At 65.7% G+C, this 14,821-nt stretch carries 16 protein-coding genes; 7 read left to right on the top strand and 9 right to left on the bottom strand.

Annotated elements, in window-relative coordinates:
* Positions 1-12 precede the first annotated feature (12 nt).
* Positions 13-873 (bottom strand): LLM class flavin-dependent oxidoreductase, encoded by an 861-nt coding sequence (locus tag GOSPT_RS04390; protein WP_005203368.1) that lies wholly within the window; start codon positions 871-873, stop codon positions 13-15.
* A gap of 205 nt (positions 874-1,078) precedes the next feature.
* Between GOSPT_RS04390 and idi the strand changes: the two genes are divergently transcribed.
* Genes idi through crtI form a run of 3 tightly spaced genes read left to right on the top strand, consistent with a single transcriptional unit; the run spans position 1,079 to position 4,157 of the window.
* Positions 1,079-1,639: an isopentenyl-diphosphate Delta-isomerase gene (gene idi / locus GOSPT_RS04385; protein ID WP_005203366.1), complete on the top strand. Its 561-nt coding sequence runs from the start codon at positions 1,079-1,081 to the stop codon at positions 1,637-1,639.
* Positions 1,636-2,550, top strand: a complete 915-nt coding sequence (locus GOSPT_RS04380) for a phytoene/squalene synthase family protein (protein ID WP_005203364.1) — start codon at positions 1,636-1,638, stop codon at positions 2,548-2,550. Before idi ends, GOSPT_RS04380 begins: the two co-directional genes overlap by 4 nt.
* On the top strand, positions 2,547-4,157 hold the full coding sequence (gene crtI / locus GOSPT_RS04375; protein ID WP_005203363.1) for a phytoene desaturase family protein: 1,611 nt from the start codon (positions 2,547-2,549) through the stop codon (positions 4,155-4,157). The genes GOSPT_RS04380 and crtI overlap by 4 nt, the downstream gene beginning before the upstream one ends.
* A 23-nt stretch (positions 4,158-4,180) precedes the next feature.
* Here crtI and GOSPT_RS04370 read toward each other — a convergent pair whose 3' ends face one another.
* From GOSPT_RS04370 to GOSPT_RS04345, 6 genes are all read right to left on the bottom strand, one after another.
* Complete coding sequence (locus GOSPT_RS04370; RefSeq protein ID WP_005203361.1) at positions 4,181-5,671, bottom strand: phytoene desaturase family protein; 1,491 nt, start codon at positions 5,669-5,671, stop codon at positions 4,181-4,183.
* On the bottom strand, positions 5,668-5,817 hold the full coding sequence (locus tag GOSPT_RS23550) for a hypothetical protein (protein WP_174273020.1): 150 nt from the start codon (positions 5,815-5,817) through the stop codon (positions 5,668-5,670). The genes GOSPT_RS04370 and GOSPT_RS23550 overlap by 4 nt, the downstream gene beginning before the upstream one ends.
* Positions 5,818-5,893: 76 nt before the next feature.
* Positions 5,894-7,038, bottom strand: a protein-coding gene (locus GOSPT_RS04365; protein ID WP_085941914.1) for an IS3 family transposase whose coding sequence is annotated in 2 segments (ribosomal slippage) — positions 5,894-6,771 and positions 6,771-7,038 — 1,146 coding nt in all. Because the reading frame shifts where the segments join, the coding sequence is not laid out codon by codon here.
* Between the two features lie 65 nt (positions 7,039-7,103).
* On the bottom strand, positions 7,104-8,120 hold the full coding sequence (locus GOSPT_RS04355; protein WP_005203351.1) for a glycosyltransferase family 2 protein: 1,017 nt from the start codon (positions 8,118-8,120) through the stop codon (positions 7,104-7,106).
* Positions 8,104-8,904 carry a carotenoid biosynthesis protein gene (locus GOSPT_RS04350; RefSeq protein ID WP_039854713.1) on the bottom strand — a complete coding sequence of 267 codons (801 nt, stop codon included), beginning with the start codon at positions 8,902-8,904 and terminating at the stop codon, positions 8,104-8,106. The genes GOSPT_RS04355 and GOSPT_RS04350 overlap by 17 nt, the downstream gene beginning before the upstream one ends.
* Positions 8,901-9,542 carry a hypothetical protein gene (locus GOSPT_RS04345; RefSeq protein WP_005203347.1) on the bottom strand — a complete coding sequence of 214 codons (642 nt, stop codon included), beginning with the start codon at positions 9,540-9,542 and terminating at the stop codon, positions 8,901-8,903. The genes GOSPT_RS04350 and GOSPT_RS04345 overlap by 4 nt, the downstream gene beginning before the upstream one ends.
* A 213-nt stretch (positions 9,543-9,755) precedes the next feature.
* On the opposite strand from GOSPT_RS04345, the gene GOSPT_RS04340 reads away from it, so the two are divergent.
* On the top strand, positions 9,756-10,517 hold the full coding sequence (locus tag GOSPT_RS04340) for a siderophore-interacting protein (RefSeq protein ID WP_005203345.1): 762 nt from the start codon (positions 9,756-9,758) through the stop codon (positions 10,515-10,517).
* A gap of 27 nt (positions 10,518-10,544) precedes the next feature.
* Here GOSPT_RS04340 and GOSPT_RS04335 read toward each other — a convergent pair whose 3' ends face one another.
* Complete coding sequence (locus GOSPT_RS04335) at positions 10,545-11,525, bottom strand: alpha/beta hydrolase (RefSeq protein ID WP_231894524.1); 981 nt, start codon at positions 11,523-11,525, stop codon at positions 10,545-10,547.
* Between the two features lie 304 nt (positions 11,526-11,829).
* Here GOSPT_RS04335 and GOSPT_RS04330 point away from each other — a divergent pair, with 304 nt between their 5' ends.
* From GOSPT_RS04330 to GOSPT_RS04320, 3 genes are read left to right on the top strand one after another with little or no spacing between them, the layout of a single operon-like run.
* Positions 11,830-13,047 carry an NAD(P)/FAD-dependent oxidoreductase gene (locus GOSPT_RS04330; RefSeq protein ID WP_005203341.1) on the top strand — a complete coding sequence of 406 codons (1,218 nt, stop codon included), beginning with the start codon at positions 11,830-11,832 and terminating at the stop codon, positions 13,045-13,047.
* Between the two features lie 3 nt (positions 13,048-13,050).
* Positions 13,051-13,980 (top strand): cytochrome c oxidase assembly protein, encoded by a 930-nt coding sequence (locus GOSPT_RS04325; protein WP_005203338.1) that lies wholly within the window; start codon positions 13,051-13,053, stop codon positions 13,978-13,980.
* Positions 13,981-13,983: 3 nt separating this feature from the next.
* Positions 13,984-14,418: a hypothetical protein gene (locus tag GOSPT_RS04320; protein ID WP_005203337.1), complete on the top strand. Its 435-nt coding sequence runs from the start codon at positions 13,984-13,986 to the stop codon at positions 14,416-14,418.
* Positions 14,419-14,422: 4 nt separating this feature from the next.
* On the opposite strand, the gene trxA is transcribed toward GOSPT_RS04320, so the two are convergent.
* The gene (gene trxA, locus GOSPT_RS04315; protein ID WP_005203335.1) at positions 14,423-14,812 is read right to left on the bottom strand and encodes a thioredoxin; all 390 of its coding nucleotides are present in this window, start codon (positions 14,810-14,812) and stop codon (positions 14,423-14,425) included.
* Between the last annotated feature and the right edge of the window lie 9 nt (positions 14,813-14,821).

Here is a 14,821-nt window from a genome sequence, read left to right as displayed (position 1 = left end):
CATCCGTGCAGGTCAGGTCAATCGGGATGCGGCGACCTCGTCGAGCACCGCCTCGCTCGCGACGTGCGGTGGGGTGCTTCGTGGCCAGTGCATGATGACTTCGGTCAAACCCAACTCGGCCGCGCGGCCGGTCAGTTCGTCGAACATCCCGATGCTCTCCAGCGACTGCGCGGGTCCGGAATCGATGCTGAGGTACCGGGCGAAGTCGGAGCCATCCGGTCGATTCGCGAGCTCGGCGTCGACGATCTCGCAGTTGCGGGCGATGCCCGCGAACCACTCGTCGGTTGTGGCGGCCGTGGTGTTGCCGGTGGTGATCCAACCGTCGCCGAAGCTCGCGGCGAACCGTACCGACCGTGGGCCGTTGCCCGACATGAGCAGCGGCACCCGGTCTCGCACCGATCCGCCGACGAGCCGCATGTCGCGCGCGGTGTAGTACTCGCCGTCGGCGTCGACGTGGTCTTCGCGCAGTGTGCGGTCGAGCAGTCGGGAGAATTCCTGCAGCCGATCGACCTTCTGGCGTGCGGTCAGCTCCGACTGCCCGAGTAGCCGGTCGTCGGGGGTACCGCCCGCGCCGAGGCCGAGCAGGAATCGGCCGTCGGAGATGTCGACGAGGGTCTGCACCTCGCGCGAGAAGGCGACGGGATGTCGGAAGTTGGGGGACACGACGAATGCCCCGAGACCGATGGTGCTGGTGACCGTCGACGCCGCGGTCAGGATGGGCACGCACGAGAACCAGCGGGAATCGGGCAGGCCGCCCCAGACGAGGTGGTCGTAGGTCCAGGCGTGGTCGAAGCCCATCTGCTCGGGCCGCTGCCACAGCGGGCGGGAGGTCCGCCAGTCCAGATCAGGGAGAATGCAGATTCCAAAGCGCACGCGGCCAGCCTAGTGCCCGACCCCGACAGCAATTCCCATCCCGACAGCGTTCCCATCCAGACAGGGCGCGGCGTCGAAACACTTCTGAGCTCGCCCCGAGGTGAGTTCAGACGCTGTTGAGCACGCCCGCACGCCCCCGGGGAGCGCGAATCGCTTCCGCAACGGACAATCGAAAGGTGTGGCGATCGATGGACTGCGAGGATCGATGAATGACGACCTGGTGGTGCTCGTGGATGACGACGGCCACCCGCGTGGCACCGCGAATCGACTCACCGTGCACGGCACCGACACCCCGTTGCACTTCGCGTTCTCGTGTCACCTCGTCGACGCCGCCGGACGCATTCTGGTGACACGCCGCGCACTGGAGAAGAAGACGTGGCCAGGCGTGTGGACCAATTCGTTCTGTGGGCATCCGCGCCCCGGTGAGAGCGTCGAGGACGCGATAGCTCGCTACTCCCAGCGCGAGCTCGGAATGGACATCGCCGAGCTGCGGCCGATCATCCCCGACTTCCGGTACCGGGCTGTCGACGCCAGTGGTGTCGTCGAGAACGAGGTGTGTCCGGTCTATGCTGCGCGCCCGGTCGGCGACGTGGCGCCCAACCCGGACGAGGTCATGCAGTACGCCTGGGCGTCGATCGACGACATCTGGGAAATCGCACGACGCACGCCGTGGATGCTCAGCCCCTGGTTCGTCGACCAGATCGCCGAGCTGGGCCCGGCGGTCGGTGCATACGAACGCGCGTCGGACCTTCGGGACGCCCGATGAGCAGACGCACGCGTGTCGATCTGGTGCGCCCGCACGCCCGCTACGACGAGGTCGCCGACGCCAGTGCGGCGTTGGTCATCAGCTCGTACTCATCGTCGTTCGGTCTTGCGTCGAGGCTGCTCGCCGAGCCTGCGCGATCGCACGTCCGCAACATCTATGCGCTCGTCCGTGTGGCCGACGAAATCGTCGACGCTCCGCGACCGGGGCAGGGCGTCGACGAACGGCAACTGGCGCTCGACGAACTGGAGACCGAGACCAACGCGGCGATGGACCGGGGATCGAGCACCAATCTCGTCGTTCATGCATTTGCGAGATCGGCGCGACATGTCGGCATCGACACCTCCCTCACCGCACCGTTCTTCGCATCCATGCGGACCGACCTGACCCGCACCGTGCACGACGAGGCCAGCCTCACCGAGTACATCTACGGTTCGGCGGAGGTCGTCGGATTGATGTGTCTGCGCGCATTCGTGGCCGACGAGGCCGCGCCGGATCAGCGCTACGACGAGTTGTACACCGGTGCAAAGCATCTCGGTGCGGCGTTCCAGAAGGTGAACTTCCTGCGCGACTTCGGCACGGACAGTGGCGATTTGGGGCGTCGGTATCTGATCGGTCTCGACCCGGCCGACCCCACGGATGCCGCGTGGACGCGTTGGCTCGACGAGATCGACACCGATCTCGCCATCGCGGCGGACACCATTCCCCGACTTCCCCGCGGTAGTCGCGTTGCGGTGTGCGTGGCCCACGACCTGTTCGCGGAACTCAACTCCCGACTGCGCGCAACCCCGGCGAGTATGGCTGCGCGGCAGCGTGTTCGGGTTCCCACCGCCACCAAGACACGTATTGCGGCGACCGCTTTGCTGCGTCGAGGGCATCCCCGCACGACGACGACCGTGGTGGTGGGTGCGTGAACGCAGTGCGTGTTAAACCCCAGGGCACGCGCGTGGCAATCATCGGCGGCGGCGTCGCAGGACTCGCGACGGCAGCGCTGCTCGCCGACGACGGATACGAGGTCGATCTCTACGAACAGCGCGCCGAGCTCGGTGGGCGCGCGGGGTCGTGGGAATCCGACGGCTTCCGGTTCGACACCGGACCGTCGTGGTGGCTGATGCCGGAGGTCTTCGACCACTTCTACGAGTTGCTCGGCACGTCGACCGCCGAGCAACTCGATCTGATCAGACTCGACCCCGGCTATCGGGTGTTCTTCGAGGGGTATCCCGATCCGGTCGACGTCCACAGTGATGAACGACGCTCCGTCGAACTTTTCGAGAAGCTCGAAGATGGTGCAGGACAACGGCTGTCGGAGTACCTCGCGTCGGCGCGACACGCCTACGATATCGCGGTCCGACGCTTCCTCTACACCAACTTCGACACACCCCGGGCGTTCGCCGACCCGGAGGTGCTGCGTCACGCGAAGACGCTCGTGCAGTTGCTGGGCACCAGCCTGGACACGTTTATCGCGAAACGCTTCACCGACCGCAGACTGCGACAGATCCTGGGCTATCCCGCGGTGTTCCTCGCATCGTCTCCCGAGCGCGCGCCCGCCATGTACCACCTGATGAGTTGGCTCGACCTCGACGAAGGCGTGCGTTACCCCGACGGAGGATTCACTCGACTCGTCGAGTCGCTCGCCGCGCTGGCGGAGCAGAAGGGCGCACGCCTGCACACGGGCGCCACGGTGTCGGAGATCCTCACGCGCCCAACCGAACACGCGGGAAGGCTGCGACCCGTGTCCCGACGCCGGGCCGACGTGACCGGTCTGCGCATAAGTGACGCCGACGGCGCCGAGCGGATCGTCGACGCCGACGTGGTCATCGGTGCGGCCGATCTCCACCACATGGAGACCCGGCTGCTGCCCCGTGAACTGCAGACCTTTCCGCAGCGGTGGTGGAACCGCCGCACGTCGGGTCCAGGTGCGGTGCTCGTCTTCCTCGGTGTGCGTGGCGAACTGCCGCAGCTACAACATCATTCGTTGTTCTTCACTGCCGACTGGACGGCCAACTTCGATGACATCTTCGAAACACCAACGGCGGTACCCGATCCCGCGTCGTTGTACGTATGCCGACCGTCGGCGACAGATGACTCCGTTGCCCCGGAGGGTTACGAGAATCTGTTCATGTTGATCCCGGTACCCGCCGACCCCGGCCTGGGACGTGGCGGTGTGGACGGCGCGGGCGACCCGGTCATCGAGCAGATCGCCGATCGTGCCATCGACCTCGTCGCCTCGTGGATCGGGGTGGACGATCTCGCCGACCGGATCGTCGTCCGAAGTACGACCGGGCCCGGCGACTTCGAGGCCGATCTGAACTCGTGGTCGGGCGGTGCGCTCGGACCGGCACACAAGTTGTGGCAGAGCGCATTTCTGCGCGCCAACAACCGATCCGCGAAGGTGGGCGGGCTCTACTACGCGGGCGGCACCACGCGCCCCGGGATCGGGCTGCCGATGTGTCTGATCAGCGCAGAACTGATCCGCAAGCGACTGCGCGGCGATCATTCGCCCGGGCCGTCGCAGGGCTGAACCCGCAGGTGTGAGAACGATTCTCACGCCGATCCGATCAGTCCCGCGACGATGTTCGCCGAGAGCAGCACCAGCGGAAGGCCCCCGCCCGGGTGGGCCGACCCTCCGACCAGAAACAGGCCCGGTACACCAGATGCGTTGGCGGGCCGCAGGAATGCCGCGCGTGGACCGTTCGACGACGATCCGTAAATCGATCCGCCAGGAGTGAGCGTCCGGCGTTCGAGGTCGGCGGGACTGACGACGATGCGGTGACGCACCCGGTCTCGCACATCGACCCCGCGCTGCGCCATGAGGTCGAGGATGTGGTCGGCGTAGGAGTCGGCCAATCCCCTGCTGTCCCAATCGGTTCCGCCTGCCGGATCGTGTCGGGGTGCGTTGACCAAGACGAACCACGAGGCCGTGCCGGGTCCGGGACTGACCGCCGGATCGTCGGCTGCGGCGATGTAGATCGTCGGGTTCGCGACCGGACGAGCACGGCCGCCGCGGCCGAACACCGAGTCGAACTCGTCGTCGTAGTCGTCGGTGAACAGAACGTGATGGTGCGGCTGATCGGGCGGCGCATTGTCGAGTGCGAGTAGCAGCACGAAACCCGAGAACGACGGCGTGGTCTTCTCCAGTCGTCGAGCGGCGCGCCGTGCCTGACGAGTTGCGACGAGTGTCGGATACACCTGTGCGGCATCGGCATTGGCGACGACGAGGTCGGCACTCCGGCGAGCACCGTCGGCGGTGCGTACGCCGTCGACGCGTCCACGCGCATCGGTGGTGAGCGCGGAGACCTCGACGCCCAGTTCGATGCTCCCGCCGAGAGCCGACAACCTGCCGGCCAGGGCCGTCGCGATCGAGCCGAGCCCGCCACGGATGTACCACGATCCCCAACGTTGTTCGGCGTAGGGGACACTTGCGAGCGCGGCGGGTGCGCGCCGGGGATCCGACCCGGTGTAAGTGGCGTAGCGGTCGAGGAGCATCCGCAGCCGGGGATCGCGAAGATACTGATTGCCCAACCCGCGCAGAGTGCGCCACGGCGCGACGGTGGCGAGATCGCGCACGTCGAGTGCGCCGGAGGCCATGTCGCGCACAGTGATCGGTGATTCCAGGAACGGTCGATGTGTTGCGTCCCAGATGCGTTCTGCGCGCTGCAGAAACGATGTCCACTGGTGGCCGGTGCCCGCACCGAGCGCGGCGTCGAGTGCTGCGGGAATCTCCGACATCTCGCCTGGCATGTCGAAGGTCGTGCCGTCGGGGAAGCGATAGCGTGCGGCCGTCTCGAGTCGTTGCAGGGTCAGCGAATCCGACAGTGGTGCACCGGTATCGGCGAAAAGTGCTTCCAGAATGTGCGGCAGCGTCACCAACGACGGCCCGGTGTCGAAGACGAAGCCGTCGAGCGAGATCACGCCGAGCTTGCCGCCGATCTCTTGCGACTGTTCGAGGACGGTGACGTCGTGTCCGAGCGCGGAAAGTCGGACGGCGGCGGCGAGCCCTCCGACACCTGCTCCGACGACGATGATCGAACTCATGCCTGCACCGGGCGACCCTTCCACCGCAGCGCGCCGCGTCGATGTCCGACGATCGAGTCCGCGGTCAGAGTCGCCAGCGCCAGCACCGATACCGGATGAAGCAGGGCGTCGGGCCATGCGTGGCCGCCGGTGCGTCGAGCCGTCACGACCCTCGATGCGACACCTGGCAGGTCCCCGATAACCGGTCCAGGCAGTTCTAGAGCCAGTTCCTTGTTGTGATCGTCAGTCGATCTCGCAGCCCACGGGGTGATGTTGGTGGGTGCATCGGGCAGCGTACTCGGCCGGGGTTCGGTAACGCAGTGCTGAGTGCCGGTGTCGGTGGTTGTGGTCGTCTTTGAAATCCTCGATGACCACGCGGGCCTCGAGCAGGGTGGGCCAGCAGTTGCGGTTCAAGCACTCGTCGCGCAACCGGTTGTTGAACGACTCGATGAACCCGTTGTTCCACGGTGTGCCGGGCGGAATGTAGGAGATCCCCACCGACCCTGCACAGAAGTCGCGCAGGGCTTCTGAGATGAACTCAGGGCCGTTGTCCATGCGCAGCACCATGGGCGGGCCACCCCAGATCGCGAACGTCTTCTCCAACTCCTCGATCAGCCGTTCGGCGGTGATCGAGCGGTCCACGATGTTCAGCAGCGATAGCCGGGTGTGCTCGTCCACCATCGATGCGATCTTGATCGTCTTCCCATCGACGGTGGAATCGAACTGAAAGTCCAACGCCCACACCACTTTCGGTGCATCAGCCTCGATGACCGGGACCGATGATTGGCCGGCCCGTTTCCGCCGCGGAGCGCGCCGCACTTGCAGGCCCTCTTCTTTCCACAACCGATGCACTTTCTTCTTGTTGATCTCGATACCGTCGTCGAAGCGCAGGTGCGCCCACGCGCGCCGGAACCCGTGCCGGGGGTTCTTGCGGGCATAGGTGCGTAGCTGCTCGCGCAGTGCGGCGTCGGGGTCGGCCGGGGTGTGCGCTTGCGGCAGCCGTCGATAGGCGGAACGGGAAAGCCCAACTACCTTGCACGCCATGCGTTCTGACATGTTCTTGACGTCTTTGAGCATGTCGATGGCGGCGCGTTTGGCGGTCGGGCTCAGAATTTTCCCTTGGCGATCTCCCGCAGCGCGTCTTTCTCGAGTTCGGCATCGGCGAGCAACCGCTTGAGTCGGCTGTTCTGCTCGCGCAGCTCTTTGAGTTCCTTCGCGGCGTCACCGTCCATGCCGCCGTACTGGCGGCGCCAGTTGTACAAGGTGGCCGCCGACACCTCGAGATCGGCGGCGATCGCCTCGCCGGTCTTGCCTTCGGCGGCCAACTCGTCGGCCCGGCGCAATTTGCGCACGATGTCCTCCGCCGAGTGACGCTTGCGTCCTGCCATGGTCCTCATCGTCCCTTCTCCGCCCTCATCAGGGCAATCGGGACTCTAAAACAACCCGGACCGGTTCACGGGGGACACGCCACACCCGCGAGATACCCGACGACTCCGATCCGCGATCCGCCGAGTGCCGCCGCGGCCGGCACGACGTAGGAGACGTTCAAGAACGTCATCACCGCGACTGCACCGGCGGGCGAACCGAAGGCCGCCCACAACGACTTTCGATAGCCGACACGGACCTGCGACCAACCGTCGTACATCCGGCAACTCACCACCGCGCTGCCCTCACCGACGACGCCGCACCCGCCCGACGCCTTGACTGCGCGAAGCAACCCGATGTCTTCGAGGACGTCGGCGCGGACGGCCCGATGACCGCCCGCACGTTCGTACGCGTCCCGGTCGACGGCGAGGAACTGGCCGTTCGCTGCCGACAGGCTCGGTCGCGGCGATCGTTCTGCGAGGCCAAGCGGCAGAGTGCTCATCCACGACCATTGCAGCAGCGGTTGCACCAATCGCTCTGCGGCACCGCTGGTTTCTTGTAGGGGATAGGGGCAGAACAGATCGAGGTGCGCGGCGCGCATCGTCGCCACGGTCGCGACGAGTGCGTCGGCGGCCAGGCGCACGTCCGCGTCGACGAAGACGAGGACTGCCCGGTCGCCAGCCGTGCCGTCAGCCGCGAACGCAGCCAATTGGGCACAGGCCCACGGCTTTCCGAGCCATCCGTCGGGGCGCGGTTCGCCCCGCAGTACGACGAGGCCGTCGTCGTCTGCGCTCAACTGGGCGAGCAGATCCGGTGTCGCATCGGTCGATTCGTCGTCGAGTACGACGATGTGCGTCGGACCTGGCCAACGTGCGGCGGCTTGCTGCAGGGAACGCACGCAGTCCGTCACGTCGGCGGCCTCGTCGCGGACGGGGAGTAACACCCACAGCGGCTCGGGCTCGCACGGCAGAGTGGCGTCGGGAACGCGGATACGGCGCGCGTTGTCGACGGTCAGGGCCAGGCCGCCCAGGGCGCTGACCGAACCGACGCGGATCAGGTTGCGCCACAGTCGATGTGTGAACCGATCGTCAGGCCGTCGGGACACGGTGACCCCCCGACCGTCGCGCAGTACGGATCTCCCGGACCACCGAGACCGCCAGCGGCACCGCGATCACGCCCATCACCAGCGCCCCGGTCAATGCCACCGGCGCTCGACCGAAGAACACGGCGTGGGCGAGCACCGACGAGAAATAGGTCCACAGGTATGCGGCGACCGGCACGGCATCGGTGTGCAGCGTGGAGACGCTATCGGAGCGCCCGATGGTGACCTCGAGCACAATCATCATCAACACCGACACGAGCAGCCACCCGCCGAAGTTGGTCAGCGGAATGCCCTCAACACCAGGCAGATTCGGCGTGGTGTGCAACCAATACCAGTGCCCGGCGTCGACCATCTGTGGGTCGAGGAAGACGTCCCACGCGGTCAGCGCCCACGCGCCGACGACCACGGTGGCGACGCGTCCGTGCCTGCCGACGAGTCGTCGTGCGACATTCCACGCGGGCCACGCCATCATGATCCAGGCCAGCGGAACCAGGATCGGTACGCCCGCGATTTCCAGGCCGAGGGTTCCGGTGTAGTCGTACTCGCCGAACGGAAATCCGGTGTGTACGCCGATCGCCTCCGCGAGCAGTCCGCCACCGCCCGCGACAACGAGCAGTACCGCCGCAGCACCCACGCCCCGAGTGGTCGCGGCGTCGACGAGCATGGCCGAGGCGAACAGGAGCACCGTCGCGGTGGTCAGCGCGGGGGTGCCGCCGGAGGTCAGCGGAAAGCAGATCTGCACAAGGATGGTCGCCCCCAGGAGCAGCCACGCCAGTCGGGATGTCACGGGCGGACTCCTGAAAAGTTGCCACCCGCGTAGCTGCCCTCGACGTCGAGCACGGCCAGGCGCGCGAAGAGGTCTTCCGCGTACCAGCGCTGCGGTCGGGTCTCGCGGATCGCATTCGCGTGGGCGGGAGATCGATAGGCGAAGTCGGTGAGGGCAGCGGCGTTGTCCCACAGCGAGAAGGTGCCCTGCAATCCGATGGGCGACTCTCCGATTCCCACGGCGAGGCGCAGTCCATCGCAACCGGTGAGGTCGGCGACGACCGGCGGAACCGCGCGCCAGAACGAGAGTGCACGGGTCGGTCGAAGTCGTGCGCGGGTGATCGCGGCGACCGGACCCTCCCACTCGCGTTTACGCGACGGATCGTCGATGAGGAACGGTTCTCGACGCGACCACTGGCCCTTGGTTGCGAGGGGTGTCATGCGGACCCTCAACTCGGTCGTGCTCACCTCCGACCAGCCACGGATCGCCGTCGACGCCGCCCCCGCATCTGCCGCATGACTGTCATCCCAGACCGTGAGCAGTGCCCAGTGATGTGGATCGGCGTCGCGCATGGTGAAAGTCTCCCCCGAACCGGTCCCGAGAAGCTTGGCGAACCGCAGACCGGGTATGCGCCGCAGTTGCAGCCGGCTTATCGCCACCCGGCTTACCGCTCGACCTACCTGTGGGGTCTCCCAAATTCGCAGCTCGACGGCCTGTCCGCTCACCGCGCGCCCTCGCCTGGCTGGAAACTCACACACGTTCTTCGGAGTGGCTCACGGTCGGGATGGGTGAGACGAACAGTGATCACGACACGAAGAAAAGGTAGGCTACCCTCACAAATAGGCGGCGATGCGTAGACGGAAGGTCGAGAAATGGTCGAATCACCCACGAAGAATAAGTCGCGTGGCTGGCAGGGCGCGGTCCTCAAGCTCATGGGAGCCGACGACTACGAACTGACGGTGACCGGTTCGCGGCAGATCACCGATCACTATGTCCGCGTCGATTTCACGGGCGGTGGACTGCTCAAGGACCGGCCGGTGCACCCGACCATGTGGATTCGTATGTGGTTCGTGAACAAGCACGGCAAGATCCACCAGCGCGGTTACACCCTCGTCGATCCCGACCCGACAACCGATACCTTCTCGATCGAGTTCGCGATCCACGACGGCGCCGCGCCGCGCTGGGCGCTCTCGGCACAGCCGGGAGACGTGATCAGCGCGACGTTCATGGGATCGAAGTTCGCGCTTCCCGAACCCGCGCCAAAGGGGTGGCTCGTCGCGGGCGATCCCGCGGCGCTGCCCGCGATCAACTCATTGCTGGAAGCCCTGACGGCGTCCACACCGACTGTCCCCGCGACCATCTGGTTCGAGGTCTCCCACGACGACGACAGGGAACTGCCGATCGCCGTGCGCGAGCACGACACCCTGAACTACGTCGAACGTGGGTCGGACGGCAATGCGATCGTCGAGCAGGTGCGTGCCGCGGCATTCGACGCGTCGGACCACTTCGCGTGGGTGGCGCTGGACATGACCGCGACCCGCGCAATCGCAGGCGTGTTCAAGAGCGACTACAAACTCGACAAGAAGTCAGTCAAAGCCCAGGCGTACTGGCGCACCGGTATCGATCCGTCCTGACCGATCCGGGCGCCGGGAGCGCACCGCTTATCCGTTGCGGAACCAACCGTTGTTGTAGATGTTCCAGATCGCCTGCTGCCAGTAGCCCCACGCGTGGGTTCCGGTGATCGGGAAGTCGGTGCGCAGGTTCACGCCGAATGCCGGCGCTGCGAGCGCGAAGGTGCGGCTCTGCTCACCGGCGACCGCCTCGATTGCCGTCGAGTTGAATCCGGTGATGTAGAAGTCGGTGTTGTTGGCGCCGGGAGGCTGATGGTCGCCCCACACGCCGGTTCCCGCGTACATCCACAGGTGCAGGCCGTTCATCGACGGCAGATTCTCCGTCGGCGAATGCTGGAAGGCCTCCGCGTTGGGGAACCAGCCCCACATGTCGTTGAGGTTGTAGTGGCCCGCATCCCAGGCCGCTGCGCGCAGCATGGTCTGCATGCCGGTCGCGACGAGGTTCATGAAGCCCGACATCGAGACCACGCGCTGGTAGAGATCGCGCCGTTCATTGCCGATGATCACAGCCTGGCTCGCCGACATCGAGAGGCCGACGAGCGTGCGGTTACGGAAACCGTGGCTGTCGAGGAACCGCGGAAGGCTGCCCTTGAGCACGCTCTCCCAGCGATACGGATTGCGCTGGCCGGCGCTGGCTGATGCCCGCTGCCAATCGGCGTAGAACGACGACTGGCCACCGATCGGCATGACCACGTTGTAACCACGCTGAGCCAGGTAGGCGACGTTGGTCTCCCGCTCCCAGCCGTTGAAATCGTTGGTGGCGCGCAGGCCGTCGAGGAAGATGATCGTCGGCGCATTCCGCGGGTTGGTGGTCTGCGACGGCCATGCGCGGACCGAGACCGGGTGGTCCATGCCGTAGTTGTAGATCTGCTCGTTGATGAAGCCCTTGATCTGCTTGGCGGGCGGACCCCACGCACGTGCGCTGCCTGCGCCAGAGATCAAGCCGACCACGAGGGCCAGCGCCACCATCAAGACTGCACCGGGCAAAACCCGACGACGTGTGTGGGACACGAGCAATCACTTCCACTAGAAGAACGTGAATTCGAGAGTCATCCGATCGTCCGATCGGTGACAGTCGATTCAGGAATCGCGATTGAGCCTACAGCGTGTCGTTATCAATTGGTAATACGAGTTTGGCTGATATTCAGGCCCGACCACCAGGCATACCCCGCCAATCCGACAAATCTGTCGTGATTGTTCCGTGATCATCACTTGTCGTTTCCCCAGCGTGTGTCGGGTCGACGCGTAGCGTTGGAATCGAGTCTGGGTAGCTGCACCACAAGCAATTTTCTTACGAAAGCTGGAGGTATGCGCTGTGACAACGATAGCGATAGTCGGAGGCGGACTTGCGGGGGCGAAGGCCGCCGAGGCGCTGCGTGAACAAGACTTCGACGGTGATGTCGTGATCTTCGGCGTCGAGAACGAGCTGCCGTACGAACGACCGCCGTTGTCGAAGGAATTCATGCAGGGCAGCAAGGACCTGCCGGAGTTCACCGTCCACGACACCGATTGGTACCTCGACCAGCGCGTCGAGTTTCGACCGGGAACCCGCATCGAGAAGGTCGACGCCGCGGCCAAGACCGTGTCGCTCCCCGACGGCACGACGCTGACCTACGACAAGTTGCTGCTGGCCACTGGCTCGTCGTCGCGGGTCATCGACCTGCCGGGTGCCGACTCCTCGGGTGTCCACTACCTGCGGACCATCGACGATGCCCGCGCGATCCGCGAGACGCTCACCGAGGGATCGCGCCTGGCGATCGTCGGAGCGGGCTGGATCGGCATGGAGGTCGCGGCGTCCGCGCGTGAGCGCGGGGTCGAGGTGGCGATCGCAGAGGCATCGAAGCTCCCGCTGCTGCGTGCGCTGGGTCCGGAAGTCGCCCAGATCTTCGCCGACCTGCACCGCGAGCACGGCGTCGACCTCCGGACCGAGGTGAAGGTCGCCGAGATCACCACCGAGAACGGTGTGGCGACGGGCCTGCGCCTGGCCGACGGCGACACCATCGCTGCCGACACGGTGTTGATCGCCGCGGGAGCTGTTCCCAACCTCGACGTCGCGGAGTCGGCGGGACTCGACGTCGACGGTGGCGGCGTGCTCGTCAACGCGGGCCTGCGCAGTAGCGACCCCGACATCTACGTCGTCGGCGACATCGCGAACGCCGAGCATCCGATCCTCGAACGTCGGGTGCGCGTCGAACACTGGGCGAATGCCCTGAACCAACCGGCAGTCGCAGTCACCAACATGCTCGGTGGCAGCGCCGAGTACGAGAACCTGCCGTACTTCTTCACCGACCAGTACGACCTCGGCATGGAATACAGCGGACTGGCCGACGGCTACGAGAAGGTCGTCTTTCGCGGTGATGTGCCGGGACGTGAGTTCGTCGTCTTCTGGCTCGACGGCGACAACACCGTCCTCGCAGGCATGCAGGTCAACATCTGGGATCAGCTCGACGGCATCAAGCAACTGATACTCGGCGGAGACCCCGTCGACCCGGACGCTCTTGCCGATTCGTCTGTGGCACTTGCAGACTTGTAAGTCGTGCACGCGCCGACAACTCCGCTGACCTTCGACGTCGCGCTCACGTCGTGGCGTCTCGACACCGTCACGACGGTGATCGTGGCAGCCGTCCTGGCTGTCTACTGGGCGGGTTGGCGGCGGAGTTCGACGGTGTCGCGCGGGTCCGCGTGCGTGTTCACCGGCATCGGCATCGGAGTCTGGCTGCTCGCGGGCATCAGCGTGGTCGGCGTCTACTCCGACACCCTGTTCTGGATCCGTGCACTGCAGTTCGTGCTGCTACTGCTGGTTGCGCCGTTCGGTCTGGCGCTGGGCCGACCCGTGACGGTGCTGCGCGAAGCACTCGGCTCGCGCGGCCGTGCACGACTCGACGCCGCGATGAACAGCCGGGCCGCACGCGTGCTGCTCGGGCCGATCCCGACGTCGGCGCTGATACTCAGCGTGCCCTGGCTGATCTACTTCACCGGGTGGTACGAGCTGGTGCTGCGCGACGAGTCGGTCGACGTCGCGACACGACTACTACTGGTGGCGATCGGCGTCGGATACTTCTATGCGCGCCTGCAGGTCGATCCCGTTCCGCGCAGGTATCCGCAAGCATTGTCGCTGGGCATCACGACGGTCGAGAGCATCGCCGACGGCCTGCTCGGGATCGTGCTGTGGCAGGGGTCGCTGGTGGCGGTCGACTACTACACGGCATTGCACAGAACCTGGGGTCCGAGTCTGCGTATGGATCAGACGATCGGTGCGGGCATTCTCTGGATACTCGGCGACGTCGTCGGATTGCCGTTCCTCATGGTGCTGTTCCGACGGTTCCATACCGACGAACGCGAGACGGAAAAGCAGGTCGACGCCGCGCTGGAGTCGAGTGACGAGGCGGCCGTCCCCGACGCCGACGATGCCACGAGCGGATTGTGGTGGGAGTCGGATCCCAACTCGCGGGACCGATATCGTTAGGCGATGCGGACAACCGTCGACCTCGATTACGCGACCGCGATCACCCTCGGGGCGTCGGGCCTGGTGTTTCTTCTTGCCCTGATTCTCGGGGTCTGGAAATACGAGCAGATGCGCAGCTCGCCCGACCACCTGGCGCATCCGTACGTCGACATCGCTCACCGGTCGGCGCTGCTCTATGCATTCGCGACCGCTCTTGTCGCAGTCTTCGTCTATCTCAGCGCGTGGCCGACGTGGCTGAATCTCGCCGCGGCGATGGTGATGGTGGTGTTCTTCGTCGGCGCTATCGGCAGCTACATCCTGCACGGAATGCTGCGCGACACCACCAATCAGTTCGCCCGCGAAGATCCGGTGCTGCGGGTGTCGATGATCGCGCTGATGGTCGGCGAGATCGGCGGCTTTCTCGTGCTGTTCGCCGGTTTCGTCGCCGGGCGGTTCTAGGAGTTCAGGACTCCTGCGGGTTGCCGCCCTGTGCGGCGTCGGCTGCGGCGATCTCTGCGCGCACCTGATCCATGTCGAGGTCGTTCACCGCGGTGATGAGCTGCTCGAGCTGTGCAGGCGGGAGTGCACCCGGCTGATTGAAGACCAGCACGCCGTCGCGGAAAGCCATGAGCGTCGGGATCGACTGGATGCCGAAGCCCGCTGCAAGCTGCTGCTCGGCCTCGGTGTCGACCTTGCCGAACACGATGTCGGGGTGAGTCTCCGACGCCTTCTCGAAGGTCGGGGCGAACTGTCGGCACGGACCGCACCATTCCGCCCAGAAATCGACCAGCACGGTGCCGCCAGCCGAAATGGTGTCCTCGAAGTTGCCAAGCGTGATCTCTTGTGTGCTCATGAGTCCACG

Origin of the sequence: Gordonia sputi NBRC 100414, from assembly GCF_000248055.1 — a bacterium.
Lineage (GTDB): Bacteria > Actinomycetota > Actinomycetes > Mycobacteriales > Mycobacteriaceae > Gordonia > Gordonia sputi.
Note: the sequence above shows the minus strand (reverse complement) of the source record. Positions and strands in the feature narration are given on the sequence as shown.

Excerpts from the sequence above, each read along its gene's own strand:
- GOSPT_RS04340 (WP_005203345.1), top strand. The coding sequence starts at position 9,756 with ATGGTCGAATCACCCACGAAGAATAAGTCGCGTGGCTGGCAGGGCGCG.
- idi (WP_005203366.1), top strand. The coding sequence starts at position 1,079 with ATGAATGACGACCTGGTGGTGCTCGTGGATGACGACGGCCACCCGCGT.
- trxA (WP_005203335.1), bottom strand. The coding sequence starts at position 14,812 with ATGAGCACACAAGAGATCACGCTTGGCAACTTCGAGGACACCATTTCG.
- GOSPT_RS04380 (WP_005203364.1), top strand. The coding sequence starts at position 1,636 with ATGAGCAGACGCACGCGTGTCGATCTGGTGCGCCCGCACGCCCGCTAC.
- GOSPT_RS04370 (WP_005203361.1), bottom strand. The coding sequence starts at position 5,671 with ATGAGTTCGATCATCGTCGTCGGAGCAGGTGTCGGAGGGCTCGCCGCC.
- GOSPT_RS04320 (WP_005203337.1), top strand. The coding sequence starts at position 13,984 with ATGCGGACAACCGTCGACCTCGATTACGCGACCGCGATCACCCTCGGG.